General features: G+C 54.0%; 24 protein-coding genes. 6 read left to right on the plus strand and 18 right to left on the minus strand.

Annotated features, from left to right (window positions below; genetic code table 11):
* Positions 1–7: 7 nt before the first annotated feature.
* Positions 8–1,030, minus strand: coding sequence for a heat-inducible transcriptional repressor HrcA (gene hrcA / locus KNP81_RS00480; protein WP_214717440.1), 1,023 nt, complete (start codon positions 1,028–1,030; stop codon positions 8–10).
* 191 nt (positions 1,031–1,221) lie between these two features.
* Between hrcA and KNP81_RS00485 the strand changes: the two genes are divergently transcribed.
* A complete protein-coding gene (locus KNP81_RS00485; protein WP_214717442.1) occupies positions 1,222–1,827 on the plus strand; it encodes a DUF1054 domain-containing protein in 606 nt (201 codons plus the stop codon).
* 38 nt (positions 1,828–1,865) lie between these two features.
* Here KNP81_RS00485 and hemW read toward each other — a convergent pair whose 3' ends face one another.
* The 5 genes from hemW to lepA form a co-directional block, all read right to left on the minus strand.
* Positions 1,866–3,035 (minus strand): radical SAM family heme chaperone HemW, encoded by a 1,170-nt coding sequence (hemW, locus tag KNP81_RS00490; protein WP_214717444.1) that lies wholly within the window; start codon positions 3,033–3,035, stop codon positions 1,866–1,868.
* 65 nt (positions 3,036–3,100) lie between these two features.
* The gene (locus tag KNP81_RS00495; RefSeq protein ID WP_214717446.1) at positions 3,101–4,285 is read right to left on the minus strand and encodes a DUF1015 domain-containing protein; all 1,185 of its coding nucleotides are present in this window, start codon (positions 4,283–4,285) and stop codon (positions 3,101–3,103) included.
* Positions 4,286–4,297: 12 nt separating this feature from the next.
* Positions 4,298–5,461 (minus strand): 3-phosphoglycerate dehydrogenase family protein, encoded by a 1,164-nt coding sequence (locus KNP81_RS00500; protein ID WP_214717448.1) that lies wholly within the window; start codon positions 5,459–5,461, stop codon positions 4,298–4,300.
* The gene (gene serC, locus KNP81_RS00505; RefSeq protein ID WP_214717450.1) at positions 5,439–6,515 is read right to left on the minus strand and encodes a 3-phosphoserine/phosphohydroxythreonine transaminase; all 1,077 of its coding nucleotides are present in this window, start codon (positions 6,513–6,515) and stop codon (positions 5,439–5,441) included. The genes KNP81_RS00500 and serC overlap by 23 nt, the downstream gene beginning before the upstream one ends.
* A 101-nt stretch (positions 6,516–6,616) precedes the next feature.
* A complete protein-coding gene (gene lepA, locus KNP81_RS00510) occupies positions 6,617–8,440 on the minus strand; it encodes a translation elongation factor 4 (RefSeq protein WP_214717459.1) in 1,824 nt (607 codons plus the stop codon).
* Between the two features lie 220 nt (positions 8,441–8,660).
* Here lepA and rpsT point away from each other — a divergent pair, with 220 nt between their 5' ends.
* Positions 8,661–8,921 (plus strand): 30S ribosomal protein S20, encoded by a 261-nt coding sequence (rpsT, locus tag KNP81_RS00515; protein ID WP_021065661.1) that lies wholly within the window; start codon positions 8,661–8,663, stop codon positions 8,919–8,921.
* A gap of 30 nt (positions 8,922–8,951) precedes the next feature.
* Here rpsT and KNP81_RS00520 read toward each other — a convergent pair whose 3' ends face one another.
* Entirely contained in the window at positions 8,952–9,386 is a 435-nt protein-coding gene (locus tag KNP81_RS00520) for a GNAT family N-acetyltransferase (protein ID WP_214717460.1), read from the minus strand.
* A 9-nt stretch (positions 9,387–9,395) separates the two neighbouring features.
* Entirely contained in the window at positions 9,396–10,406 is a 1,011-nt protein-coding gene (holA, locus tag KNP81_RS00525; RefSeq protein WP_286038505.1) for a DNA polymerase III subunit delta, read from the minus strand.
* 90 nt (positions 10,407–10,496) lie between these two features.
* On the opposite strand from holA, the gene KNP81_RS00530 reads away from it, so the two are divergent.
* Positions 10,497–10,661: a YqzM family protein gene (locus tag KNP81_RS00530; RefSeq protein WP_016508105.1), complete on the plus strand. Its 165-nt coding sequence runs from the start codon at positions 10,497–10,499 to the stop codon at positions 10,659–10,661.
* A 59-nt stretch (positions 10,662–10,720) separates the two neighbouring features.
* Here the strand turns inward: KNP81_RS00530 and KNP81_RS00535 are convergent, their stop codons facing one another.
* From KNP81_RS00535 to KNP81_RS00565, 7 genes are all read right to left on the minus strand, one after another.
* A complete protein-coding gene (locus tag KNP81_RS00535) occupies positions 10,721–12,856 on the minus strand; it encodes a ComEC/Rec2 family competence protein (protein WP_214717462.1) in 2,136 nt (711 codons plus the stop codon).
* 1 nt (position 12,857) lies between these two features.
* Positions 12,858–13,427, minus strand: a complete 570-nt coding sequence (locus tag KNP81_RS00540) for a helix-hairpin-helix domain-containing protein (RefSeq protein ID WP_214717467.1) — start codon at positions 13,425–13,427, stop codon at positions 12,858–12,860.
* Between the two features lie 155 nt (positions 13,428–13,582).
* Positions 13,583–15,226 carry a methyl-accepting chemotaxis protein gene (locus tag KNP81_RS00545; RefSeq protein WP_214717469.1) on the minus strand — a complete coding sequence of 548 codons (1,644 nt, stop codon included), beginning with the start codon at positions 15,224–15,226 and terminating at the stop codon, positions 13,583–13,585.
* Complete coding sequence (locus KNP81_RS00550; RefSeq protein WP_029595199.1) at positions 15,223–16,194, minus strand: BMP family lipoprotein; 972 nt, start codon at positions 16,192–16,194, stop codon at positions 15,223–15,225. The genes KNP81_RS00545 and KNP81_RS00550 overlap by 4 nt, the downstream gene beginning before the upstream one ends.
* Positions 16,195–16,337: 143 nt before the next feature.
* On the minus strand, positions 16,338–17,852 hold the full coding sequence (locus tag KNP81_RS00555; RefSeq protein ID WP_214717471.1) for a flotillin lipid rafts scaffold protein FloT: 1,515 nt from the start codon (positions 17,850–17,852) through the stop codon (positions 16,338–16,340).
* A gap of 3 nt (positions 17,853–17,855) precedes the next feature.
* Positions 17,856–18,377, minus strand: a complete 522-nt coding sequence (locus KNP81_RS00560; protein ID WP_021065653.1) for an NfeD family membrane protein — start codon at positions 18,375–18,377, stop codon at positions 17,856–17,858.
* Positions 18,377–18,778 (minus strand): hypothetical protein, encoded by a 402-nt coding sequence (locus tag KNP81_RS00565; RefSeq protein ID WP_128122213.1) that lies wholly within the window; start codon positions 18,776–18,778, stop codon positions 18,377–18,379. The genes KNP81_RS00560 and KNP81_RS00565 overlap by 1 nt, the downstream gene beginning before the upstream one ends.
* Before the next feature lie 123 nt (positions 18,779–18,901).
* Here KNP81_RS00565 and rnhC point away from each other — a divergent pair, with 123 nt between their 5' ends.
* The 3 genes from rnhC to KNP81_RS00580 all read left to right on the plus strand — a co-directional run bounded on the left by rnhC (position 18,902) and on the right by KNP81_RS00580 (position 22,048).
* Positions 18,902–19,813 (plus strand): ribonuclease HIII, encoded by a 912-nt coding sequence (rnhC, locus tag KNP81_RS00570; RefSeq protein ID WP_214717479.1) that lies wholly within the window; start codon positions 18,902–18,904, stop codon positions 19,811–19,813.
* 72 nt (positions 19,814–19,885) lie between these two features.
* Positions 19,886–20,698 carry an alpha/beta fold hydrolase gene (locus KNP81_RS00575; RefSeq protein WP_021065650.1) on the plus strand — a complete coding sequence of 271 codons (813 nt, stop codon included), beginning with the start codon at positions 19,886–19,888 and terminating at the stop codon, positions 20,696–20,698.
* Between the two features lie 327 nt (positions 20,699–21,025).
* Entirely contained in the window at positions 21,026–22,048 is a 1,023-nt protein-coding gene (locus KNP81_RS00580) for a PTS sugar transporter subunit IIC (protein ID WP_034796886.1), read from the plus strand.
* Between the two features lie 41 nt (positions 22,049–22,089).
* Here the strand turns inward: KNP81_RS00580 and pheT are convergent, their stop codons facing one another.
* The 3 genes from pheT to KNP81_RS00595 all read right to left on the minus strand — a co-directional run bounded on the left by pheT (position 22,090) and on the right by KNP81_RS00595 (position 26,549).
* Positions 22,090–24,465 (minus strand): phenylalanine--tRNA ligase subunit beta, encoded by a 2,376-nt coding sequence (gene pheT / locus KNP81_RS00585; RefSeq protein WP_214717481.1) that lies wholly within the window; start codon positions 24,463–24,465, stop codon positions 22,090–22,092.
* 12 nt (positions 24,466–24,477) lie between these two features.
* Positions 24,478–25,500 (minus strand): phenylalanine--tRNA ligase subunit alpha, encoded by a 1,023-nt coding sequence (gene pheS / locus KNP81_RS00590; RefSeq protein ID WP_214717486.1) that lies wholly within the window; start codon positions 25,498–25,500, stop codon positions 24,478–24,480.
* A 302-nt stretch (positions 25,501–25,802) separates the two neighbouring features.
* Complete coding sequence (locus KNP81_RS00595) at positions 25,803–26,549, minus strand: TrmH family RNA methyltransferase (protein WP_214717488.1); 747 nt, start codon at positions 26,547–26,549, stop codon at positions 25,803–25,805.
* Position 26,550 lies beyond the last annotated feature (1 nt).

Here is a 26,550-nt window from a genome sequence, read left to right on the forward strand (position 1 = left end):
CTTTCCATCACTCTTCTAATTTCGTTCGCCTTAACGCCTCAATGATTTGTCCCATCATTTGGACACCGTGTCGATAGTCCATCCGGGTCGGTCCAATCATGGCGATTGTCCCGAACGTCTTCCCGTCGAGCGTATAGTCGGACGTGATGACGCTACAATTTTGAAGCGCGACGATGCCATTCTCGCTACCAATGCTCACATAAATCTCGCGGTTTGGCAACGATTCGAGCCAGTCGGTCAACCGTTCCTGTTCATCAATCCATTCGAGGAACGGACGCAACGTGTCGAGCGTCTGAAACTCAGGTTGGTTGAAGATGTTCTTCTTCCCGCCTAGATATAGCGAAGCAGGATGTTGGACTTCGACGGTCGATTGAATGAGTTGCATCATGAACTCAAATTGTTCCTGGTGCGCGAGTCGAAGTTTGGCCACTTCTTCCCCGATTCGGAACTTTAGCTGACCGAGTGGAGTCCCTTTGAGACGATCGTTCAAGAAACGAATCGTCTGTTCGACCAAGTCAGGCGCCATCGGAGAGTCGAAAACGACCGTCCGATGTTCGACGTGGCCTTGATCGGTCACGATCAAGACGACGCCGCGCCGTTCGTCGAGCGGCATCAAGTCGATTCGGGCCAGACGATTCATCTGGCTGTTCGGACCGAGTGCCACCGTCGTATAGTTGGTCAAATCAGAGAGCAGGTCAGCGGCTTGACGGATGAGCACTTCCGACTTTTGGGCCGAAGCGCGCAGTCGTTCACCGAGACGATACGTCTCGCGCTCGTCGATGATTTTCGTCTCGACGAGATGGTCGACATAATACCGATAGCCGATTTCGGACGGGATTCGTCCGGCCGACGTATGCGGCTTTTCAATCAAACCCATGTCTTCTAAATCGGCCATGTCGTTACGGATCGTCGCCGAACTGAATGATAAATCATCCCGCTTCGATAACGTCCGCGACCCGACCGGTTGGGCCGTCTGAATATAATCATCGATGATCGCTCGTAAAATGAGCAATTGTCTCTCTGTCAGCACAACATCACTCCTCTCTGAAGGATTGGCCTCGCTTTATTAGCACTCATATTTACCGAGTGCTAATCACACTTCAAATATTATCATGTTCTCCTTATTTGTCAATTCATTTGGCTCATTTTTTCCAGTCCGTTCAAGCGTTCAAATATGCATGTTTCGTCAACATTCGGTATGATACGAAATGAGGTGATTAGATGTTTACAACACAACAATTCGACGTATTCACGCAAGACGGACTCGATGCCCGGATGGCCGGGATCCGCTCAGAGATTCAACCACTGTTTCACCGGATTTATGACGAGGTCGGGCCTCAGCTCGAAGCCGACGTCGGCATCCCGCTCTATTTACATGTCGCCAAGCATGCCCGCCGGACGGTCAATCCGCCGAAGGACACGTGGATGGCGATCTGCCATGACAAACGCGGCTATAAGAAGCATCCCCATTTCCAGGTCGGCTTATTCGACGACCGCGTCTTCGTCTGGCTCGCCTTCATCTATGAGATGCCGAACAAGGAAGCAATCGGCCGCCGGCTTATGGCACTCGACTTCAAATCGGATTTCCCTGACTTCCATATCGCCGGGGACCATATGAAGAAAGACGCGTTTTTAATCGAGGATATGTCAGCCGAATCGATTGAGACGATTACGGAACGCTTCGCGACCGTGAAGAAGGCTGACTTCTTAATCGGCCGCCAACTTCCGGCCGATGCGTCCATCCTTCAAAACGAAGCCGCCTTCCTGGCGCTCGTCGAGGATACGTTCAGCCGACTCATGCCGATTTATCGCGACCTCGTCTTATAAACAATCAAGGGCGGACCCAAGTCGGGTCCGCCCTATTTTTATGACAAGGAAGGTTGATCGTGCGCGTCATTCACACGCGCTTCACCGATGAAGGCCGCGAACGCCTCATTGGCGAGCGGGAGTCCCGACTCGGTCAAGCGGACGTGCGTCTCCGTCGTCTCAATCAACCGCTTCGCCTCGAGATCCGTCAAGACGTGCCCGAACACCGAACGCATCGATACACCGTACTTCGACTCGAACGTCGCAAACGACACGCCCTGGCGCATCCGGAGTCCGAGGAACAGCTCTTCTTCCATCTTCTCGAACGTCTCGAGCGTCGTCGTATTGCGGACCGGTAACCCTTCCGCTTTGATATAGTGCGGAATCGGGGCGATGTTCGCCCGACGTTCCCCGTTCAAATAACTGTGCGCGCCGGCGCCGAAGCCGTAATACTCTTCATTGCGCCAGTACACTTGGTTATGACGGCTCTCCCGTCCTTCGAGGCTATAGTTTGAAATCTCATATTGTTTCAATCCACGCCGTTCGAGCGTCTCCATCACTTTCAAATACATCGCGACTTCAATGTCCTCGCCCGGAAGGCGCAGCTTCCCTTTTCGCTCTTGAATCGCGAACACGGTGTGCGGCTCGAGAATCAACGAATAGGAAGACACGTGTTGAATCGGGAGCTGGAACGCCAAGTCGAGGTCGCGCTCAATCTGCTCGAGCGTCTGTTCCGGCAACCCGAACATCAAGTCGATCGAGATGTTATCGAATCGCTTCGCAGCTTCCGTCACGGTCGCAAACACGTCATCGGCCCGGTGCGTCCGTCCGATGCGCTCGAGTCCGCCGTCGTCGAACGTTTGGACGCCGAAACTGACGCGGTTGACCCCTCCTTGCTTCATCGTGTCGAGTTTCTCCGCACTGACGAAGTTCGGGTTCGCCTCGACCGAATACTCCAAATTCGGAGACGCGAGCGGGAGCAGATGACGCGCGACCATGTCCATGAGTCGTTTCATCTGCGCCTCATTGAGCGCCGTCGGTGTCCCACCGCCGATAAAGATCGTCTCGATCGTATCGGTCGGATATTGTTCGAGCGAGAGGATGATTTCCCGTTCAAGTGCATCTAAATAGTCATCAACCGGTTGGTTCTTTAAGAACACCTTGTTGAAATCACAGTAATAACAAATATGTTCACAAAATGGAATGTGAAGATATACGGCTTTAGCCATGGCGGCCACCCCTTTCTTCTCTTCCATTTATAACGCTTTTCACGCCGGGACGCCACTCTGCAAGTTCAATCGAACCGATGAATGAACAGACCGCTCTTCAGTTTCGGTTCGAACCACGTCGATTTTGGCGGCATTTGACCGTTCTCGTCGGCGACGCGCATCAGCTCTTCCATCGTTGTGGCGTAGCACGTCAATACGACGACGTCATCACGTTCAGCCAAGTCGGCGAGTCGTTTCGGTGCGTCCTTGCCGCCGATGAAATCGATTCGATGATCAGTGCGAACGTCCGTGACGTGAAAATATGGTTCGAGCACATCCCGTTGCAACGTCGCGACATCGAGTACCGTCGTCGTCTGTCGTTTTTTGAGCACGTGATGTTCACCGCGATACGACAAGCCGAACGTGCCTCGTTCATTCGGCACTTGCAACTCAGCCACTGGTTCGATGTCATATGAGAAAGCGAGACCATCGAGTAGCGCAATCACTTCTTCCGGGGCCACTTGATTCAAAATCCGGTGATACGGTAAAATCGTCAGCTCATCACTCGGGAACAAGACGCCGAGGAAGTGGTCCCGCTCTTGTTTCGATTCCCCTTCATGAATCGGGCTCCGTGCGACGACGGCTGCGGCTTTGGCCCGGTGATGCCCATCGGCGATATAGATAGCCGGAATGCTGGCCCCGAGCATGATGATGCGTGCTTGATGCTTGGATGGCACGGCATAGCCTTCATGGATGACACCTTCACTGTCCGTGAAGGCAAACAACGCCTCTCCTGTCGTCGCGTCGTCCAAGATGCGACGCAACCCTTCGTCCGGCGCGTGGCTCATCAAAATCGGGCCCGTGTGCGCTTTCGTCGCCGATACGTGCTCGACGCGTTCGCGTTCTTTCGCGGCACGGGTGTGCTCATGAATCTTGATGCGACCGGCCTCATAATCGGTCATCGAGAATGTGGCGACGAGCCCTGTCTGGATACGCCCTTGATCGGTGAGCCGGTAAACATAAAACCCGTGGGTCCGTTCGGTCAACTCGCTCTCATAAAGCCGTTCGAGCTCATGACGGGCCCGTTGTCCCCACGCTTCGAGCGGCATGTCCGCCGTGAACACTTCTGGTTTATCGACCGTAAGGAACGAGTCGGGACGCAGTTTGACGTCCTCACGTGCTTGTTCGACGCTGACGATATCGTACGGGTCGGCGGCGACGTTCTCGGGATGGATTGGCATGTATGGGGCAAATGGTTTGAATACGACCATGATCATTCCTCCTTAAAATTCGCGGACGCGCATGACGCCCTCGATGTCGTACAAGGCGTTCACAGATAGCGTCTCATGTTTATGGTTGTCGATGTCGATTAACGTATAGGCCACGTCGTTGCGGCTCCGGTTGACCATGTTGTCGATATTGATTCCGTTCTCGGCGAGCCGGCTCGCGATTTGACCGACCATGTTCGGGACGTTCAAATGGAGCACGGCCAAACGCCGCTTGCCGACATAAGGGAGCTCCGTGTTCGGGAAATTGGCCGAGTTTCGGATGCTACCGGTCTCGAGATACAGTTTGAGCGTATCGACGGCTTGGATTGCACAGTTCACCTCAGACTCGTGGGTCGAGGCGCCGAGATGCGGAAACGCGACGACTTGCGGATGTCCAAGCAGCACTTGTTTCGGGAAGTCGGTGATGTATGTCGCCACGTTGTCATCGAGCGCTTCTAACAAATCGGCGTCATTCACGAGTTCACCCCGCGCGAAATTCAAAACGGTAGCGCCCGGTTTCATCTGCTTGAACCATGTCGCATCAATCATGTGGCGCGTGTCATCCGTGAGCGGCATATGAATCGTCAGGATGTCGACGTCGGCGAGCAACTCGCTCAACTGCTTCGCCCGTTTTACTTGTTGTGAGATATTCCAGGCCCCGTCGACCGATAAGTGCGGGTCGTACCCGATGACGTCGATGCCGAGATGGAGCAAATCGTTCGCGAGTGACGCCCCGATTGCACCGAGACCGACGATGCCGACGCGCTTGCCTCGCAGTTCGGATCCGACGAAACGCCGTTTCTGTTGTTCCATGGCTTCTTCGAGCGATGTCTGATCGGCAAACGTGTGATTGTTGACCCAGTTCGCCCCTTCCAAAATCGGACGGACCGATAACAGCATGCTGGCGAGCACGAGTTCTTTGACCGCGTTCGCATTCGCGCCCGGCGTATGGAACACGACGACCCCTTGACGGGCGAGCCGGTCGAGCGGGATATTGTTCACGCCGGCACCGGCCCGGGCGATGGCGAGCAAGTAAGGCGGGATGTCCGCCTGATGGACGTCATGGCTCCGAATGACCCAGGCGTCCGCTTGTTCGGCGTCATTGACGGCATACTCGTTCGGCTTGAAACGCCGTAACCCGTCTTCTGCGATTTGATTATACGTTTTTATATGAAACATCTTGTCCCTCCTGTTCAAACTCATGCATCACATCGATGAGACGCTTCACGCCTTCGAGCGGCATCGCGTTGTATAGACTGGCTCGCAGGCCGCCGACCGAACGGTGACCCCCGAGCTCGATTAACCCGCGTGCCTCGGCGAATCGTTGAAACGCCCGGTCCGTCTCGGCATCCCCGGTCGTGAACGGGATGTTCGTCAGCGACCGCTGCTTGCCCGAGACGACGGCATGAAACAGTGGCGATGCATCCAAGGCGTCGTAAAATAGACCACTCTTCTCGACGTTGCGACGTTCCATCGCCTCGACCCCGCCTTCTCCCTCGACCCAGGCGAGCACGCGCTCGGCGACGTATAGACTGAACGTCGATGGCGTGTTGAGCAGCGTATCAACGTGCTTGCTATACGCGAGGTATGACGGCAAGTCACGGTCGACAATCAAATCGCGACGGATGATGACGAGCGTCAATCCAGCCGGCCCGATATTTTTTTGGGCACCGGCATATAATAACCCATAGCGCTTGACGTCAATCGCTTCCGCCAAGATGTTCGACGAGACGTCGGCGACGATCGGGACTCCCGTGTCCGGCAGTTTCGTATAGCGCGTCCCTTCAATCGTGTTGTTCAACGTCACATGAAGATAGTCGACGTCTGAAATCGTCTTCGGCCATGCGGGAAGGTCTCGATACTTGACCGCTGCCGAACTGCCGGCGACGACGACGTCACCGTAGTGTTTCGCATCAGCAATCGCCTTTTTCGACCAAATCCCGCTGTCGAGATAGACGAAGCGCCCCGACTCGCGCAGGTTCATCGGCACCATCGAGAATTGTAGGGTGGCACCGCCTTGTAGAAACAGGACGGCATAGTCGTCAGGAATCTGCATCAACCGCCGCAGTCTCGCCTCGAGCTGCTCGACGATTGTGGCGAACGTGTCGGAACGGTGACTCATCTCGACGATGGACACCCCTTGTTTATAGGAAAGAAACTCGGCTTGCACTTCACGTAAGACCGGTTCCGGCAAGACGCCCGGCCCGGCTGAAAAATTATAGATCACTGCCACTCCTCCTCTATTTCTCTGTAAGTACGTACTATTCCGTGCCTGATGTGCCGAATCCTGCCAAATGACAAAAAACGCCCTTATCCGGAGATAAGGGCGAACGATTATTCTTCGTCCATCGACAAGACGGACATGAACGCTTCTTGCGGCACTTCGACGGAACCAACCATCTTCATGCGCTTTTTACCTTCTTTTTGCTTCTCGAGCAATTTACGTTTCCGCGAGATGTCACCACCGTAACATTTGGCGAGAACGTTCTTACGGAGTGCCTTAATTGTCGAGCGGGCCACAATCTTCGTTCCGACTGCTGCTTGAATCGGCACTTCGAACTGCATCCGCGGGATGAGTGCTTTCAGCTTCTCAACGATGACTTTCCCACGTTCGTAGGCGAAATCACGGTGCACGATGAAGCTCAAGGCATCGACGAGCTCGTTGTTGAGGAGGATATCCATCTTGACGAGTCGCGACGGACGATAGCCGATCAAATCGTAATCAAGCGACGCATACCCTTTCGTGCTCGACTTCAACTGGTCGAAGAAGTCGTAGACGATCTCACTGAGCGGGATGTCGTACGTGATTTTGACGCGGGTCGTGTCGATATACTGCATATCGATGAAGCTACCGCGTTTCTTCTGACAGAGCTCCATGATGGCACCGACATAATCGTTCGGTGTCATGATGGCCGCTTTGACGTATGGTTCTTCAATCGATTCAATTTTTTGCTGTTCTGGCATCTTCGATGGGTTGTCGACGTGGATGACGTCCCCTGCTGTCGTCGTGACGTGATAGATAACCGACGGTGCCGTCGTAATCAAATCAATGCCGAATTCGCGCTCGATTCGCTCTTGAATGATTTCCATGTGGAGCATGCCGAGGAATCCGCTCCGGAATCCGAATCCGAGTGCCTGTGACGTCTCCGGCTCGAACTCGAGCGCCGCGTCCGACAACTGAAGCCGTTCAAGCGCTTCACGCAAATCGTTGTACTTCGCCGCGTCAATCGGATAGAGACCGCAGTATACCATCGGGTTCATCTTCCGGTAACCCGGGAGTTGTTCCGTCGAAGGGTTTTTGGCGAGTGTGATCGTATCACCGACACGAACGTCGCCGACCGTTTTAATCGACGCCGAGAGCGTCCCAACGTCGCCGACATTCAATTCTTTCACCGATAACGGTTTCGGTGTCGAGACGCCGAGGTCCGTGACTTCAAACGATTTACCCGTCGACATCATTTGTACCTTATCTCCGACTTTGACCGAACCATTGACGATTCGAATCGAAGCGACGACGCCGCGATAAGCGTCATAATACGAGTCGAAAATCAACGCCTGAAGTGGCGCTGACGGATCTCCCGTCGGTGCCGGGACGAGTTCGACGATCTGTTCGAGAATCTCTTCAATCCCGATTCCCGCTTTGGCCGAAGCCGGTACGGCATCACTCGCATCCAGACCGATGACGTCCTCAATCTCTTGACGGACGCGTTCGACGTCCGCAGATGGCAAGTCGATCTTGTTAATGACCGGGATGATTTCAAGGTCGTTATCAAGCGCGAGATAAACGTTCGCGAGCGTCTGGGCCTCGATGCCTTGCGCCGCATCGACGACGAGGACAGCCCCTTCACATGCTGCGAGTGAACGTGACACTTCATACGTGAAGTCGACGTGTCCCGGTGTATCGATCAAGTGAAGGATGTACTCTTCTCCGTCTTTTGCGGTATAGTTCAATTTAACGGCGTTCAACTTGATTGTAATCCCACGTTCCCGTTCGAGATCCATCGCATCGAGCGTCTGTTCTTTCATTTCACGCGCCGTGAGCGCACCAGTTCTTTCGAGAATCCGGTCAGCGAGCGTCGACTTCCCATGATCGATGTGAGCGATGATAGAAAAGTTCCGAATCTTCTTCTGACGATTCTCTAATTCTTGTTTATTCATATATGGGTTCACCTATCCTTCTCATGCATACCGTGTCATTATATCAAAATCCTAAGTTAATGTGTACGACCTACTTCAACAATACCACATATAGTTTTCAGAATAATCATCAAGTGGTTGCTTTTCGAATAAGCGTTTGCTACAATTGTGCTTGTTCTGTTGAATGATTACTTGAAGTAATAAGAACATACACTTTCTTGTTTCAGGGGGTGACAAAACAATGGCAAACATCAAATCAGCAATCAAACGTGCAAAAACTTCTGAAAAGCGTCGCGTCGCGAACTCGCAAGAGAAAGCAGCAATGCGTACAGCAGTGAAACGTGTTGACGCTCTCGTACTCGAAGGAAACAAAGAAGCTGCTCAAGAAGCTTTCGTCCTCGCTACGAAGAAAATCGACAAAGCTGCAGCAAAAGGTCTTATCCACCAAAACAAAGCTGGCCGTGACAAATCACGTCTTGCAGCTCGCATCGCAGCTCTCTAATTAGAGACTAAAACGAAACAGCCGCCTCCATTAGGAGCCGGCTGTTTTTTGGGTCCGCATGACGTAATGGTCGCCAATGCCTGGGATGTCAAAAGCGTCACCGACCGTCTCCAATCCGTTCCGTTCATAAAACCGGACCGCGATGGCTCGGGCGTTACACCACCAGTCGGCATCGAGCTCACGATGGAGCGCCTGCAAGAAGGCAGAGCCGATGCCCCTCCCGGCGACATCGGGAGCGGTCGCCATGCCGCGCAATTGAAACGGCACGCGGTCGCCCGCAAACTCACGGCTTTGCCGCATGACGGTCGCAATCGACACGACACGACCATCTTCGACCCAGGCGAAGTGACGCGTCGTCTCCGCGTCATCCCCTTCAAAATAACACGTCTCTACCGGCAACCCCGGCCGCAACACTTCATGCCGAAGCGGAATCACCGCTTCTAACCCTACTTCCTGTAACCCCATGTCCTCACCTCACAGTAATGTCAATTGGCAGACGAGCGTATCAAACACGATCTGCTTGTCACCCCGTCCCGTCTTCATCGCCTCATCCGCGTCGGCAATCAATGTCAGTGCCCGTCCGAGCTGAGCCTCGGAGAAATTTCGGCTCGCTTGCGAGGCCAGTTTCACCGTATACGGATGCGCCCCGATTTTCGAGGCGATTTGCTTCTCGCCATACCCCTTCTCCGTCAGCTGTTTCGCGAGATACATATTCCGATACTGTCGCGCGAGGAGTGCTAACAAACCGATCAGCTCTTGACCTTGCTTCTCTAAATCACGGACGAGCCGAAGCGCCGCATCCGCACGCCGAGCCACTAAGAATTCGGACAGTTGGAACACGTTGTCTTCGAGTGTCCGCGGGACAAGGTCGTTGACGATCTCAATCGGAATCTCTGCCCCTTCACTCGCGTACAGTTGCAACTTCTCGAGCTCGCGGACGAGTTTGCCCCAATCATCCTGACAGAGGAATAACAGCCGTTCGACGGTCGCCCGCTCCATCTTTTGGCCGCGCCGGTTCAATTCGTCGCCTACGTAGCGCATCAGCTCCGACTGGCTCGGCTTTTTCGCTTCGAGCACGATGGCCCGCTCTTTCAAGCGCTTGACGACTTTTTTCCGTTCGTCGAGCTTCTCCGCTTCGATAATAAAGACGAGTACGGAATAAGGCGCCGGTTGTAACGCGTATTCAGTCAATCGCTCGACGTTTTGCTTTTGCTTCTCTTTTGCCCCCGTCAAGAACTGCGCTTGTTTGACGATGACGGTCCGATACTCGCTAAAGAACGGCACCGTCTCCGCCTCATCGAGCGCCGTGTCGAGTGACGTCTCGTGCAAGTCGAGCTGCATGACATCAAAGTGGTCACCAGATGGGTTGGCCGCTTTGATGATGGCCCGCTCCCACGTCTCTAGCAAATATTTTTCTGTCCCAAACAGGACGTACACGTTTGACAACTTTCCGTTATGCAGCCACGGTTCATTCAAAACACACACCACTTTCACAATTTATTCTTATCTAAACATAGATTATCTTTCACTGATTCGCTATACTTAGGACGGAACCATTTCAAGGAGGGACTCACTATGCATATTAACTCTGTTCGCCCACAAAGCGAAAACCCGTTCGAGAACGACGTACAGTGCAAACGTAACGATGCCATCGATTCAGCAATCGGCTTCATCGTCCCGTTCGGCTTTTTCTTCACCATCTTCGCGATTGGTGTCCTCATCAAGTTCTTGAGCTTATAAGTCAGTCAGAAAGCGATTGCCCCGGGGGAGCAATCGCTTTTTTAGTTTATCATAGTTTTTCATGGCGGTACTGCCTTCGTCACAATCCCACGACACCGATTTCGTTCACAGATGACCATCCCGTCCTCGTCCGTCCGTAATACCCGCTTTCCCTCGAGACGTTGCAGCGTGTCAAGATGCGGATGTCCATAACGATTGTTCCTTCCGACACTGATGATGATCCACTCCGGATTGATTCGGTTCAACAGCGCCTCACTTGACGATGTGTTCGACCCATGATGCCCTAGTTTGAACACATCGACGTCAACGGTCGGAATCATATCTTCCCGCGTGTCCGGCAAATCCCCTGTCAATAAATACGTGAGCGCCCCGACCTGCATGAACAGCGACACCGAGTTCGCATTCTCGTCCTCGCCCGCCTCATCCGGTGCGACGATCCACATCCACGGGTACGGCCTGTCCCCGCTCGACAGGAGCCGGATGGGGACTTGATAGGTCTCCAGCTCGGCCAGTAACTCGTCTCGTTTGCCTTGATCCGCTACTTCCGCCGAGAGCCACACCTCATCGACTTCGATGGACGAGAGCAAACCGGACAGTCCGCCGACGTGATCATGATCGGCATGGGTAAGCAACAAGAAGTTGAGGCGCGTCTCCCCTCGCTTCCATATGTACGGGGCGACGACGTCCGCTCCCGGGTCATAGGTGGACCGTTTCGATTCTTTCGGGTCTTGAAACACTCCGCCGACATCGATGACGCCCGTGACCTCGCCGTACTCGACGACGACGGCATCGCCTTGTCCGACGTCTAAAAACGTGACGCGCGGCTCTTCGATCCATTCAAGGACGCCATGCATGAGCAAGAGCGCAATCACGGCAAGCCCCCAACCACTCCATCGTTTCCACTCAAGGAGCATCAATCCGCCCCACAGGACGACAGCGAGGCCAAGAGCGTGCCAAAACGTAAACTCATGCAACGGGAGCCAAGGTCGCCAGTCGTGATGCAGGGCGAACGTCCCATTCAGGCCATCGAGGATCGGATGCAGGAGTGGTTCAGCGGTCGGCACGATATACGCGAACAGGGCGAGCGGAATGACGATCCAGGAAATTAAGAAAGCGCCGACGACGTTATACACGGGTGCCAACACCGATATAATCGGTTGAACAGGCCATAACAAGATGAGCCCGAACCATTGAGCATATACGGCCAGCCCAAACGGTCCTGTCCAAATCGAACGAGTCACGAGCAAGAACAACGTCATCGCAACCGTCAACTGAAATCCTAAATTCCATAGCAAGTACGGTTGCAAGACGAGCAAGAACGCCGCGCACCAACTGAGCAACCGAATCGGGTCGCGGACACGGTAACCGAACAGTGACAGCCCGAGCAACACGTCGGCGACGAGCACGGCCCGCGCCACTGGCGGCGAAAACCCGGTCAACCATCCGAACAACGTGACCACAACGAGAATCAACATTGTCTTCGTCTCACGTCGCAACGGCAACGGCCGCGTCGTCCAACGCAATCCGAGCACGAGGAGCGCGATATGTGACCCGGAGATGACGAGCAGATGGAGCAGGCCGGTCACCCGGTAAGAGAACGAGGTATCCTCATCGAGTAACCGACTCTCTCCGAACAATAACGCCTCCATATAAAGCGCCACATCCGGCCGATACGTCGTCTCGATTCTCGCGAGCTGTCGTTCCTTCCAACGGAGCATCCGTCCACTCATGCCGTCACTCGGACGACACGCCTCGATGGCGACGTCACTCCCTTTGAACGCAAGTCCGGCCCCGTACGCCCAAGCCGCCTCGTCGAACCCACCCGTATTGCGCAACGGTGCGAACGGGATCTGCGTGAACGTGACGAGGCACGTCTCTCCGGGACGACCAAGCGAGAGGTCACGACCGGTTAATACACCCTTCTTTTCGTCGATTTGTCCATACAGCCGCGCCGATTGGCCATTGTCCCGCCGGCTCTCGATGGCGAACAGAGAGGGTCCGTCCTCCGCCGGCAACGGTTCGGCGTCAGAACGTACGAACACGAACAGGACGAGCAGGACGGCACCGACGTGCGCATAGACGGATTGACCACGCCAAGTGAATGCGATGGCTACAGACAACATGAGGCAGAGGGCGACTGATCCGTGTATCCCGGCAATAAATAGGCTGATTGGCAACAATGGATACAGTGGCATGTCATGGAACCAAGAGATAACCTTCCATGCTTTCTAACGTCTTCTCTCCGAACCCTTTGACGTTGCCGATCTCTTCATATGACTTGAACGGTCCATGCTGTTTCAAATGATTGAGAATCGCCTCGGCTTTGGCCGGACCGATGCCCGGTACGGTCATCAATTCGTCCTTCGTCGCACTGTTGACATGGACCCCGTTCGTCCCCCCGCCCGCTTCTTCAGCGGCCGGCACAACGACCGTCTCCCCTTTTTTCGGGACGCTCACTTTCGTCCCATCGACGAGCAATTGGGCCAAATTCAATTGTTCGGGATCAGCCTCGGCCGTCAAGACGGCGAGAGACAACACATCCCCGACACGGGCCCCTTGCGGCATCGTATACATATCGGGCGCCTCAACCGCCCCGGTCACATAGACGACGATTTCGGTCGGGACGCTCGGCTCGATTTCCGGCTCGGGTGTCGCCACGAACTGTTCGACCACCGGCCTCTCCGGTTCTTTCGAGTAAAACATATAGCCCACCCCAATGAATAATCCGACGAGCAGCACGACGACATACCGTCTCCACTTTTCCATACGTCTCCTCCTCGCGTGAGTCTTCCCTCTAGTATGAGCAAATAGACACCGGTGCGCCCGTTCCGCCTTTGACGTTTCTGACGCGCTTATGACCCTGATGGACGTGTGTCTCATCCGCTTCGAGACGACAAAAAAGAGACAAGCCGAAACTTGTCTCAGTGCTCTTCAAAATGTTGGACTTGACTCGCGAGTGCGGCGGCCTGCCCTTCTAACTCCTGCATCAAGGCGAAAATTTGATCGAAGCTCGCTTGTTGCTCTTTCATCGAGGCCGCGACTTCTTCATTGCCCGCCGCGAGTTCCTCGGTTACGCCGCTCACTTCCTCGACCCGTTTCAAGACGTTCGTGACTTCCGTGCTCGATGCGACCATCTCGCGCTCGATCGTCCCGACGAACGAGGCGACGTGGTCGGTCCGGTCATGGATTCGACTGAACGCCTGCTTCGTCAATCCGAACGCCTCTAGCTGTGCCGTCTGCTCACGACTCGACTCTTCGACCATGTCCGTCAAGCGGGCGACCTCATCGCGAATCGTCTGGACGACCCCGAAAATCGAACGTGTCGCCACGTTACTTTCTTCAGCCAGTTTCTTGACTTCGCTGGCGACGACTGCAAACCCTCGTCCGGCCTCCCCAGCCCGTGCAGCCTCGATGGCGGCGTTCAAAGCGAGCAGGTTCGTCTGGGCGGCGACGTCTTCCACGAGTTTTGCCATTTTTTCAATCTCTTCAGTCTTCCGGGCGAAGTCATCCATCCGATTGACGAGTGATGCGTTGCGCGCGCTCGAGCGCTCTAGAATCGCTTCCTGGTCCGTCAGCGTCTCGATACCGGCCGCGACTTCACGAGTCATCTCGGTCGTCTGTTCAGTCGTCTGCTTCGTCTGGTTCAAACTCGTCTCGAACGAGGTCGCCATGATGCCGACCGATTCGAGCGTCTCTTGCAGTTCCGTTGCAATCGACTGCGCCCCGTTCGCCATCTCATCGACCGCATTCGTGATGTTCGACGTCGTGCTGACCACGGCCTCGTTCTCGGCGGCCGCTGTCTCCGTCATATCGTTCACTTTCATCGACGTGACGCGAATGGACCCGATGACCGTCTGGAGTGACATCGTCATCTCTTGCATAGCCCGCTCTAACCGTCCGATTTCATCACGGCGCGTCGAATCCGGCAACGTAATTAACCGGCCGGCCGCGATCGCTTCCGCCGCCTCAACGTTTCGCTCGAGCGGATGGGTGATTGAGCGAGCGAAGAAGAAGTTATAGACACTGAGTGCGCCGATGACGAAGACCGTCAACAATACCGATACGAGCAAGAGACGTTTCGTCTCGCTCGCCGCCTCGGCCTGAAGCGCCTCATAGAACGTGCCATTTTTCAAGAGGAGTGTGTTCACATCGTTCAATACCCCTTCGAGTTTGGCGGCTTGAATCCGGGCCGCAATTCCGCCAGCCTCGGCCGTCTCCACTTCAGCTTCAATCCGTTCATACTTCGTCGTCGCCCGTTCAAGGTGCGTCGCGAACTCCGGAATCAGATATGTTTGTTCGAGCATCGCAAACGTTTCTCCGTTCGTCGCCCGGATGCGCTCGAGTTGCGTCAGCGTCGATTGACTCATCTGCTCACCGAGCGATGTCCAAAGCGACTGTTCCTGCAAGAGCGACGTCTCGAGCTGTGACATCTCAATCATTTGCGTGCCGTATTGTTCATTGTACGTCTGTAGACGATTGAGTGTCGTCAAAACGTAACTCATCATCAACACAATCAACAAGACCGTGAACACGGTCGAAAAGATAAACCGTTTCCGTAAACTCATTTCAGCGTCCCCTCCATCAACTGTTTCTGAAACGCCTCAAACTGTTTTGTCTCTTCGTCATCCCACTGGACACGACGAAGAGCGGCCAAACCGACACCGCCTTGATCGATTCCGAGTTCGACGTGGGTGTTGAATGCCTCGTTCTCGAGTCGATTCGCGATTTCAACGATGGCCAAATCAACTTGTTTCAACATCGACGTGATGACCGCGTCCGGTGCAATCATCGATTGATCACTGTCGACACCGATGGCCTTCACACCGTTCCGCTCAGCTGCCTCTAGAACTCCGACCCCTGTCAGTCCTGCAGCGGCGTATAACACGTCCGCTCCGGCTTCAATCTGTTTCTCTGCCAATTCGCGCCCGATTTCAGGTGAGGCAAAATCGTTCGCATAGTCGACGAGCATCGTCACGTCATCGTTGACACTTTTCGCTCCGAGTTCGAAGCCAGTCCCAAACTTTTGAATTAGTTCGTTGTCAACGCCCCCGATAAATCCGATTTTGTTCGATTCCGTCTCGAGCCCCGCGACTGCCCCGGCTAGCGCACTGCCTTCCGTCTCTTTGAACGTCACGGACATGACGTTCGGTAACGTCGATACGGCATCAATCAACGCAAACTGTTGCTCCGGATGTTCGGCCGCTACCGCTTCCAAGTCCTCTTGACAAGCGAACCCGAGCCCGATGATGACGTCATGTCCGTCGGCGACGAGCTGTTCGAACCCGGCCTTGTACGTTTCCGTCTCATCCAACTCACGGTAATCGACGAACCATTCCCCCGTCTCACGGAGTTGTCCCATGCCGCGCATCGCAGCATCGCTGAATGACTGGTCCCCGAGACCAACATCAGACAAGACGACGCCCATCGATTGACGGGTTTCAACGGTTGCTTCCGGTTGGTCAATCACAGACTGACAACCTGGCAACCAAGTCACACATGCGGCCAACAAGCCGATGATGAGTGATTTCTTCATAATCGCTACTTCCTCTCTATAATGGTCTGACATCTCACTTATCGTCAGAAACCGATTGAGTTTGAAGCCTTTCGTTTCAAATTTAGGGGAATTTGAGTGAAACAAAAAAAGCCACAGACGATGACTTGTCTGTGGCTCCCTACTTATTCTTCCGTCGCGGCGAACGTTGACTCGCTCAACTCGCGATTCGCACTCGGCTGAACGTTGCCTTTTCCAGCAAAGTTGTCGAGTAAATCTTTCATATCGATTCCTGACGACGCTTTGAGCGTCTGTTGCAGCGATGCCATCAAGTCGGTGGCGTAACCCGTGACTTTGCCGGCTCCGCCGTCTTTGCCGCTGCCCGTATCGACGACCGTAATCTTGTCGATATTGCCAAGCGGTGCTGCGATTTGTTTCGCATAATCCGGAAGCATCTTGACGACCATGTCGAGGATGGCGGCTTGACCATACTGCTCGAAAGCTTCGGCAATCTTTTGTTTCGCTTCGGCTTCAGCGAGACCCGTCAAGCGGATAATATCGGCTTCAGCTTCCCCTTTGGCCCGTTCCGAATCGGCCTCGGCCACACCGGCGAGGCGGACCCGTTCGGCGTCGGCTTTCGCTTCCGCTTCGATGCGGTACTTCTCGGCGTCGGCTGCGGCGATTTGACGTGCCTTGTCGGCTTCGGCTGACTGCTCGATTGCGTAACGGTCGGCGTCGGCTTTCTTCTTCACTTCTGAATCGTACTGCTTCTCACGACGCATGATTTCTTTCTCTTCGAGCTCGATTTGCTTTTGACGTTCGATGATTTGGACCTGCATCTGTTGCTCGGTGACTTCTTGTTTGGCGCGGGCCTCTTCAAGTTCATACGCTTGGTCGGCGCGGGCCTTGGCGACGTCTTGTTCACGGCGATACGCCGCGATGCGAAGCTGATTCTCTTTCTCGGCTTCCGCGATTTCTGAAGCACGTTCAAGTTCTGCTTTCTTCGCGTCCTTCATCGCTTCTGCTTGTTTGATGCGCGTCTCTTTGTCCGCTTCGGCCGTGGCGATATCGGCATCTCGTTTCACTTGCGCGATTCGCGGCTTCCCGAGTGATTCAAGATAGCCGTTCTTGTCACGAACATCTTTGATGGTGAACGAGACGATAACGAGACCCATCTTGGCCAAGTCTTGTGAGGCGACGCGTTGCACTTCTTGTGAGAACTTATCACGGTTCTTATAAATCTCTTCAACTGTCATTGAACCGAGGATTGAACGGAGGTGACCTTCGAGCACTTCTTTCGCCTCGTTCTCGCGTTCGATTTTCGGTTTGCCGAGGAATTGTTCGGCCGCCGTGGCAATCTCACTGATCGAGCCGCCGATTTTGATGATGGCCGTCCCGTCCGCCATGACCGGTACACCTTGCTCGGTATACACTTCCGGCGTCGTCACTTCGAGCTTGCTCGAGAGAAGACTGAGTGGTTCAGCCTGCTGGAACACCGGCAAGACGAACGTTCCGCCCCCACGGATAATCTTCACGCGGTTGCCCGAAGCGTCGCTATGGACGTTCTTTTTTCCTAAATAGCTGCCGGTGACGATGAGCGCCTCATCTGGTCCGACCGTGCGATACTTCAACACGAAGACGAAAATCAAGGCGAGCAAAATCACCCCGACGATAATACTGGCTAAAATGGCTGTGTTCATACGTTAAAACTCCTTTCGGATTGTCGGTTCGTCATACTCCATGACGACCGCAATGTTTCGTTCGACTTCGATGATGACGACGCGTTGTGTCGTATCGATGGCTTTTCCGTCGACACTCTTGGCCGTTTTCAGTACGGATCCCGTCACCGATTCGACGAGCACTTCTCCAAACCCACCTTCTGGGACCGGGACCGTCAAGCGACCAATCAGGCCGACGAGGGATTCATCGGTCATCCCGATTGATTCTTCCGCGTTCGATAGCGGCAAGAGGACGAATAAGTACAGGAGCGTCGTGAGCGCGAATGAACCGACGAGGGCGACGGCAAGCCCTATCATCGGCGACACGTGGGCAAGCGCATTTAAAATCAATCCGATTCCCGCACCGAGTGCTAAAAAGGATAAGATGACGGCGGGATTGAACCAACCATCAAATACATCGAATGCATCTGAAAAAATCATGTACACGAATGTACCGAGACCCGCGATGATGAGTACCCACCAATACAGCTGATCTAACGATTCCATTACCACTCCTCCTCGGCGCGACGCTGTCGTTCGTACGAAAGGACGCGGCGCAAATGTTCGACTTCGAGCGCGAGCGCCTGTTCAATCGTGTCCCACTCTGCCAACGGTCGGGTCGGCTGATCGACCGACTGTCGGACCCGTCCTAACGTCTGCTCGAGACGTAAGCGATCATAGCGGTCGACCGCCTCCATCCGTTCTTGTCGCAGAAGTGACAAATAGTGATCGACTTCCGCTTGTAACGCAATGATTTGCTCGGTCGCCGCTTCCGACGAATCCTGCATGAGCAAGCGACGCACCCTGACTTGATGGGCGATCAGTTTTGCAATCCGAGCTTCTAGCTCGAGAATATGTTTATAGAGAGATTCTGCCTCATCTTCATCCGTGTCATCGCGCCACCACATCTCCGACTCACCTCGCTTCTTTCTTTACTCACTTGTCTATACGTTTAGAGCGAAACTTTGGTTTCAAAATATCTAAAAAAAATGTAAGATTGATTTGCTAGCGTTAGAAAGGAAGTGCTCACATTGGGCAATCAAGTCATTAAATTATCAGCTACCGCCCAGGAGGAACTCATCGCGAGTTATCGGGCCCATTCAGTCAATCCTCCGCCACACGCACGATTCAGTGCCAAAACACCTCAGTGTGTGATTACGGTCTACAATTCGGGTAAAGTCATGTTCCAGGGACGCGATGCCGACACGGAAGCCGCCAAATGGGGAACGAGCATTAAAAAAGAACCGAGCGTTCCGAAAAATGTTCTGCCGGAAGGCTTTTCGGACTGGTCTGTCATCGGGAGCGACGAAGTCGGAAAAGGTGATTATTTCGGACCGCTCGTCGTCGTCGCCGCCTACGTGCCAAAAGAGAAAATCGCTCTCGTCAAAGAGCTCGGGGTCAAAGACTCCAAACTGCTGTCGGACACAGAGATCGTCCGAATCGCCAAAGACTTGCACGTCACCATCACCTATCAGAAGGCGACGTTACACAATCCGGCGTATAATAAAATGCAACGGACGATGACACAAGGCAAAATGACGGCCATCGCCCATAACGCCGCCTTGTCGGCCTTATTACAGAAGCTCGATGCGACACCGGACGCCATTTTAATCGATCAGTTCGCTGAAAAGAACATCTACTATAACCACCTTCGGTCCGAAAAAGCAGTCGTCAAAGACGACGTCTATTTCTCGACGAAAGCGGAAGGACTGCATGTCGCCGTGGCCGCCGCCTCGATTCTCGCTCGCGCCTTGTTCTTAAAAGAAATGGACAAGTTAAGTGCGACACTCGGGGTCACGTTACCGAAAGGCGCCGGCGCCAAAGTCGACCAAGTCGCGGCCGATTTGATTCTTCGTTATGGTCAATCCTGTTTGAACGAGGTCGCGAAAGTTCACTTCGCCAACACGAAAAAAGCAATCCGGTTGAGCGAGTTGAAACGATAGTTCTACATTTGTAGATATGGTATATTGTTTTTAGGGTTTAATGAACTTAAAAATTTTTGGAGGATAGCGTTCATGTTGCATTATAAAACGTACACATTAAGCGACGACCACCCTTGGGTCATCTTCATCCATGGCGCGGGTGGAAGTCTGTCGCATTGGTATCGGCAAATTCGGCCGTTCAAAAAGAAATATAACGTGCTCCTGCTCGACCTACGCGGACATGGGGGCTCTTACAACGCAGAACAGTCGTTGAATCAACCGCTGAACGCGTATACGCTCGATGTCGTTGTCGAAGACGTCGTCGAGGTCATGGATCACTTACAGATTGAAAAAGGCCACATGGTCGGCCTATCGCTCGGGACGATTGTCATTCAAGCGATGTTCGAGCACCATCCGGAACGAATCGCTTCAGTCGTGCTCGGCGGGGCCATCGTCAAGTTCAACGTCCGCTCGACGTTGTTGATTCGCCTCGGTAGCCTCGTACAGAGCTTCGTGCCGTACATGTGGCTATATCAGCTGTTCGCGTGGATTTTATTACCGAAGAAGCGTCATAAGAAATCACGCATGATGTTCGTCCGCGATGCGGCCAACCTGTGTCAACGCGAGTTCATCCGCTGGTTCAAGATGACCGAGAATATGAATCCGTTGCTTCGTCATTTCTCTTCGATCGAGACGAACGTACCGATTCTCTATATTATGGGTGACGAGGACTACATGTTCCTCGAAGCCGTCGAACGGACCGCGAAACATCAGCCGACGGCTCGTGTCCAAGTCGTCACTGACTCGGGCCATGTCGTCAACGTCGACCAACCCGATCATTTCAATTCAATCTCGATGGCATTCATCGATCAACAAGTTGGCTCACTTGCAGCCAGCACGTCTTAATACGAGACGATCCTTCATTGGGTCGTCTTTCTTTTTGAGCGGTTTTCAATTTTTTTCAAATTAATTTTCAGAAAATATTGATTATTGAAAAATATAGTGTTACTCTTAGACAAATCTTAACAAACGGAGGAGCTGGCAATGATGAAAACCCATGCGCAACACGGCCTACTGATTATTATTCGACTGAGGGACTGAAAATCGACTCGATGACCGAGACGAATTTTTGGGCCCTTGTTTCGATGGTTTCGGACGAGGCGCTCATGGTATGACCGACGCGCCTATCCCATCCGGATAGGTTTTTTTATTGGATTGACACACATAGAGGAGATGATGGAAGTGAAACAGTACGCAATGGACCGAATGATCAAAATATCAGCAGGAATGGCAAGCGCCGTCCTCGTCACGCTCGGGGTTGGACTCTTGATTGAAACGATTGGGAAGATGGCCGGCATCGAGACACTCGTCTTGATCGGGCAAGTCGCGAAATCATTGCTCGCCCCGGCACTCGGTGCCGGTGTCGCTTATCAGCTCGGCGGCAATACGCTCATTTTGTTCAGCTCGATGATTGCGGCAACCGTTGGTGGTGCGGCGCTCCAAGCGACCGAGAGCGGGCTCGTCCTCGTGCCCGGTCAACCGATCAGCGCCTTGATTGCAGCAGCGGCTGCGGTCTGGTTAGGCAAACGTGTCCTCGGGAAAACGAAATTTGATATGATGGTCGTCCCGGTCACGGCTGTCCTTGGAGGCGGCATCGTCGGAGTCGGCGCAGCAGCCGTCACGACACCGCTCATCAACTCAATCAGCGCCAGCATCACCGCTTCGGTCAATACGTCACCAATCGCGACATCACTCGTCATCGCGCTCGTATTTAGTGTCATGCTCATGTCACCTGCTTCATCGGCCGCACTCGCCATCGCGCTTCAACTCGACCCGGTCGCCAGTGCCGCCGCGTTGATCGGATGTACGGCCCAGTTCGTCGGCTTCACGCTCATGGCATATCGTCAAACAGATCCGGGCGGTTTGGTAGCCTCGTTCTTCGTCACACCGAAAGTCCAGTTCCCGAACGTCGTCAAAAACCCTCGCGTCGTCATGCCGCCTTTCATCGCGGCGATGATCAGCGCGCCGATTGCGACGCTCGTCTTCTCACTCGAAGTCCCTTATGAAATAGCGGGACTTGGGCTCAACTCATTGATTGCGCCGCTCAACATCCTTGCCGCGCAAGGAATGGACGCGTTTCTCATCTTCGTTGGAACGGGAGTCGTCCTTCCAGCCGTCATCACGCTCGTCTTGTATAAAGTGACATGCCTCGTCGGTTGGACAAAGTTTGGCGACTTGGCGCTTGAAGTCCAGTAAACTCAAAAAAGGTGTCCACACGTGTTGGACACCTTTTTAGGTTATGCGCGAACTTCCGCACCGTGCGCCGCTTGAACGGCAGTGAGAATCGCTTCATACGACGCCGTCACTTCTTCATCTTGAAGGGTGCGGGTCGGATCTTGATACTTGAGCGAGAAGGCGATTGATTTCTCATCGACTCCTACGTTCTCCCCGATATAGACATCGAACAAGGCGAGGTCAATCAAGAGCGGTCCTGCCGCCTGTTTGATGGTCGCTTCGACTTGACCGGCCGGGATGTCCCGTTTCAACACGAGCGCCAAATCACGTGTGATGGATGGGAAACGTGGGACGTCTTCATAGATGAGCTCGGCTGACTGTTGCAACACGTCCAAGTCGAGTTCGAACACGTACACTTCTTTCAATCCATACACGTCTTTGGATACGCCTGGGTGGACTTGTCCGACGTAACCGATGACACGTCCATCGATGAGCACGTTTGCGGTACGACCTGGGTGCATATCCGCAATCACGGCCGCCTCATACGTCGCTTCGACACGTAGCGCAGATAAGAGCGTCTCAACGGCTCCTTTGGCGACGAAATAGTCGACCGGGACACGTGTACCTTGTGAACGGTGATCGTACCAAAGTCCTGTCAATACGCCGGCGACGCGTTCCGTTTCACGTGGCAACGTCTCGCCTTGTTCGACATAGACGCGCCCTGTCTCATACAATCGCACGTTCGCTTGTTGACGCGACGTATTGTAACGAGCCGCCTCCAACAGACCTGGGATGAGCGATGTCCGGAGTACCGAACGCTCTTCGCTCATCGGCATTGCCAAGTTCACTTGCGTCAAGTCGGCTCCACTGAAGCGCGAGGCGTTCCCGACGCTCGTGAGCGAGTACGTGATCGCTTGCGACAACCCTGCGCCTTGGAGGACGCGACGGACGCGACGGCGCAACACGTTTTCTTTCGGGAGGTAACCTTTCGAGTGTGACGCCGGAAGGCTCGACGGAAGACTGTCATAGCCGTAGAGGCGTGCCACTTCTTCCGTGATGTCAGCCGGCAACTCCAAGTCCGGGCGACGCGACGGTACGTGGACCGTCAACGTCTCGTCCCCGGTCACATCGAGACCGAGACGTTCCAAGATGCGGACAATCGTCGCTTGCTCGAGGTCCATTCCGAGTCGATGGTTGATATAAGCGACCGAGACATCAATCGTCCGAGCCGCAGATTCTTTGTCCCCAGCGACGACGATGTCGCTAATTGTGCCACCGCTCACTTCGACGATGAGTTCGGCCGCACGGTCAAGGGCCAATTGCAACCGTTCCGGGTCGACTCCTTTTTCAAAGCGGGCACTCGAATCCGAGCGTAAACCGAGCGTACGGCTCGTCTTACGGACCGATGCCGGTGCGAAGTAGGCCGACTCGAGGATGATACTCGACGTCGTCGCATCGACTTCGGTGTTCGCCCCCCCCATGACGCCAGCGATGGCGACAGGCTGCTCGCCGTTCGTGATGACCATCATCGAGGTATCGAGCGTTCGCGTCACGTCATCGAGTGTGACGATTTCTTCCCCGTCATGCGCTTGGCGAACAGCAATCGTCGTTCCGAGTTTCGCCGTATCGAACGCATGAAGCGGTTGACCGAGCTCGAGCATGACGTAGTTCGTCACATCGACGACGTTGTTGATTGGGCGAACACCTTCTGCGATCAAGATGTTTTTCAACCATTGCGGCGAGTCACCGATGACGACTCCGTCGACACGGCGTGTCGCATAGTACGGACAGTTATCTGTCTCGAGACGAACGCTGACCGTGTTCGCGACATCTGTCGTCACGTCGGCAGTCGGTAATGTGTATGGACGCTCGAGGATGGCCGCGACTTCATGAATGATCCCATAAAGGCTCAAGCAATCCGAACGGTTCGGTGTCAATCCGAGCTCGATCACTTCATCGTCGAGGTCTAACAGGCGGATGACGTCCGCACCGACTTCGACCGGTTCGCGGAACGTGTGAATGCCGTCCTGCTCGTCTTCGCGAATTTGTTTTTTCTCGAACCCGAGTTCCTCGAGCGAGCAAATCATCCCTTGCGACTCGACGCCGCGCAGCTTCGCTTTCTTGATTTTTAGTCCTGGGAGACGAGCTCCGACCGTCGCCACGATGACGTGTTGACCGGCGGCGACGTTCGGCGCGCCACAGACGATTTGAACCGGGCTGTCCGCACCGATATCGACCGTCGTCACGTTCAATTTGTCGGCCTCAGGATGCTTCTCGCAAGCGAGGACATGCCCGACGACGAGTCCCGACAAGCCTTCCGACCGGCTGACGACGCTTTCCACTTCAATCCCGTTTTTTGTAATTAAGTCGCCGAGCGTTTGTCCGCTCAAATCGGATACATCAATATATTGATTCAACCATTTTTTTGATAATAACATGTGTGATCCCCCTTAGAATTGCTCGATGAAGCGTAAATCATTTGTATAGAAGTGACGGATATCGTCCACCCCATGTTTTAACATCGCCATCCGTTCGACACCGATTCCGAATGCGAATCCAGACATCTTCGTCGAATCATAGCCTGCCATCTCAAGCACGCGTGGATGCACCATCCCGCTACCAAGAATCTCAATCCAGCCTGTCTTCTTACAGACGTTGCAGCCTTTGCCGCCGCACTTGAAACAAGAGATGTCGACTTCGACCGACGGCTCCGTGAACGGGAAGAAACTTGGACGGAGACGAATCTCACGCGTCTCACCGAACAACTGCTTGACGAACGATTCGAGCGTCCCTTTCAAATCGGCCATCGAGATATGCTCATCGATGACGAGCCCTTCGATTTGCATGAACTGATGCGAGTGCGTCGCGTCATCCTCATCGCGACGGTACACTTTACCCGGACAGATGATGCGAATTGGTTTCCCTTCGGCTTGGAGCATCGTCCGCGCCTGGACAGGAGACGTATGTGTCCGGAGAAGCGTCTCGTCTGTCACATAGAACGAATCCTGCATATCGCGGGCCGGATGATCTTTCGGGAGGTTGAGCATCTCGAAATTGTATAAATCCGTCTCGACTTCCGGACCTTCGGCAATCGTGTAGCCGAGACCGACGAATAAGTCTTCCATCTCATCGATGATCTGTTGAAGCAAGTGGGTGTGTCCTGGCAGAGACGTCCGACCCGGGAGCGTGACATCAATCGTTTCCGCCGCAAGTTTCGCTTCGAGTTCGACTGCCTTCACTTCCTCGATTCGTGCCTCTAACGTGTCTTGGATTGTCGTCCGGACCGTGTTGACGAGTTCACCGACGGCAGGTCGTTCTTCAGGTGAGAGTTTCCCCATCCCGCGGAGCACCTCGGTCATCGGCCCCTTTTTTCCTAAATATTTGATGCGGATATCGTTCAACTCTTTTTGTGACGACGCCGCTTGAATCTCCTGCAACGCCTCTTGTTGTAATTGTTCCAACTGTTCTTTCATAATTTATTTCCTCCTCTACAAAAAAAGTCCCTTCAGTCGATGACTGAAGGGACGAATAATCGCGGTACCACCCTACTTGGCCGAAATCGGCCCACTTGAGAGCATCGGTATCGGGATGCTGCCCCGGTGTTGTCTCCAACACGACTCGAGAGTGAATTCGGCGCCGACCAAGGCATCGGCTCGCAGTCTCGGCCCATGCTCCCTGTACTCGTTCGGTAGTTCGCGTACTATGCTCTTTCAACGTCTATCCATTATTTTGTTCGATGTAATTAACCTATCACGATTCGTCAGTGCTGACAAGGTTATTGTAGCGCGATCCGATACATGAGAATACCGGCCGCGACGGCCGCGTTCAACGATTCGGCATCGCCGAGAACCGGGATATGGACACGGGTATCACATAATTCGAGCACGTCGTGATGCACGCCTTGTGCCTCGTTGCCGATGACGAGCGCGACCTTCTCACTGAACTTGACTTGCTCGTAAGACGTCGCTTTCGCGAGCGCGGTGCCATAAATATGGAAGCCTTCGCTCTTCAATTCAGGCAACGTCTCGAGTAAATCGACCGAGCTCACATTGACGTGGAACAAGGAACCTTGTGTCGCGCGCACGACCTTGGCATTGAACGGGTCGACCGTCCCTTTACCGAGAAGGACCGTGTCAAAGCCGGCCGCGTCGGCCGTTCGAATCATCGTCCCGAGGTTACCTGGGTCTTGGATGCGATCGAGGACGAGCACATGCTTCATCTTTCGTTCGACCGGGGCCATCTTGACGACAGCGAAAACACCTTGCGTTTTCTCCGTCTCTGATAACAAATCGGCCACATGGTCGGATAGTTCGAGAACAGGCATCTCATCAAGGCGCCATGATCCTTTCGGGGTATACGACTCCCCCATAATCAGCTGGACGAGACGTCCGGCACGGATGGCCTCGTCGACCAAATGCTCGCCTTCGACCAAAAATTGTCCGGACTCTTGTCTGCCTTTTTTCGTCATCAAACGCTTTAAGCGCTTAATCGTCTCACTTTTCGTAGACGTGATTTTCGTCATA

Origin of the sequence: Exiguobacterium sp. s149 (genome assembly GCF_018618395.1) — a bacterium.
Taxonomy (GTDB): Bacteria; Bacillota; Bacilli; order Exiguobacteriales; family Exiguobacteriaceae; genus Exiguobacterium; species Exiguobacterium chiriqhucha.

Bases quoted from the DNA above. Each gene is read 5' to 3' on its own strand.
- KNP81_RS00565 (WP_128122213.1), bottom strand. From the start codon at position 18,778: ATGTGGTGGCGCGATGACACGGATGAAGATGAGGCAGAATCTCTCTAT.
- KNP81_RS00545 (WP_214717469.1), bottom strand. From the start codon at position 15,226: ATGAGTTTACGGAAACGGTTTATCTTTTCGACCGTGTTCACGGTCTTG.
- KNP81_RS00550 (WP_029595199.1), bottom strand. From the start codon at position 16,194: ATGAAGAAATCACTCATCATCGGCTTGTTGGCCGCATGTGTGACTTGG.
- KNP81_RS00540 (WP_214717467.1), bottom strand. From the start codon at position 13,427: ATGGAAAAGTGGAGACGGTATGTCGTCGTGCTGCTCGTCGGATTATTC.
- KNP81_RS00595 (WP_214717488.1), bottom strand. From the start codon at position 26,549: ATGACGAAAATCACGTCTACGAAAAGTGAGACGATTAAGCGCTTAAAG.
- pheT (WP_214717481.1), bottom strand. From the start codon at position 24,465: ATGTTATTATCAAAAAAATGGTTGAATCAATATATTGATGTATCCGAT.
- hemW (WP_214717444.1), bottom strand. From the start codon at position 3,035: ATGGCTAAAGCCGTATATCTTCACATTCCATTTTGTGAACATATTTGT.
- KNP81_RS00485 (WP_214717442.1), top strand. From the start codon at position 1,222: ATGTTTACAACACAACAATTCGACGTATTCACGCAAGACGGACTCGAT.
- pheS (WP_214717486.1), bottom strand. From the start codon at position 25,500: ATGAAAGAACAGTTGGAACAATTACAACAAGAGGCGTTGCAGGAGATT.
- KNP81_RS00535 (WP_214717462.1), bottom strand. From the start codon at position 12,856: ATGCCACTGTATCCATTGTTGCCAATCAGCCTATTTATTGCCGGGATA.
- rpsT (WP_021065661.1), top strand. From the start codon at position 8,661: ATGGCAAACATCAAATCAGCAATCAAACGTGCAAAAACTTCTGAAAAG.
- KNP81_RS00575 (WP_021065650.1), top strand. From the start codon at position 19,886: ATGTTGCATTATAAAACGTACACATTAAGCGACGACCACCCTTGGGTC.
- lepA (WP_214717459.1), bottom strand. From the start codon at position 8,440: ATGAATAAACAAGAATTAGAGAATCGTCAGAAGAAGATTCGGAACTTT.
- KNP81_RS00530 (WP_016508105.1), top strand. From the start codon at position 10,497: ATGCATATTAACTCTGTTCGCCCACAAAGCGAAAACCCGTTCGAGAAC.
- KNP81_RS00520 (WP_214717460.1), bottom strand. From the start codon at position 9,386: ATGGGGTTACAGGAAGTAGGGTTAGAAGCGGTGATTCCGCTTCGGCAT.
- KNP81_RS00500 (WP_214717448.1), bottom strand. From the start codon at position 5,461: ATGTTTCATATAAAAACGTATAATCAAATCGCAGAAGACGGGTTACGG.
- KNP81_RS00560 (WP_021065653.1), bottom strand. From the start codon at position 18,377: ATGGAATCGTTAGATCAGCTGTATTGGTGGGTACTCATCATCGCGGGT.
- KNP81_RS00580 (WP_034796886.1), top strand. From the start codon at position 21,026: ATGATGGAAGTGAAACAGTACGCAATGGACCGAATGATCAAAATATCA.
- KNP81_RS00555 (WP_214717471.1), bottom strand. From the start codon at position 17,852: ATGAACACAGCCATTTTAGCCAGTATTATCGTCGGGGTGATTTTGCTC.
- KNP81_RS00495 (WP_214717446.1), bottom strand. From the start codon at position 4,285: ATGGTCGTATTCAAACCATTTGCCCCATACATGCCAATCCATCCCGAG.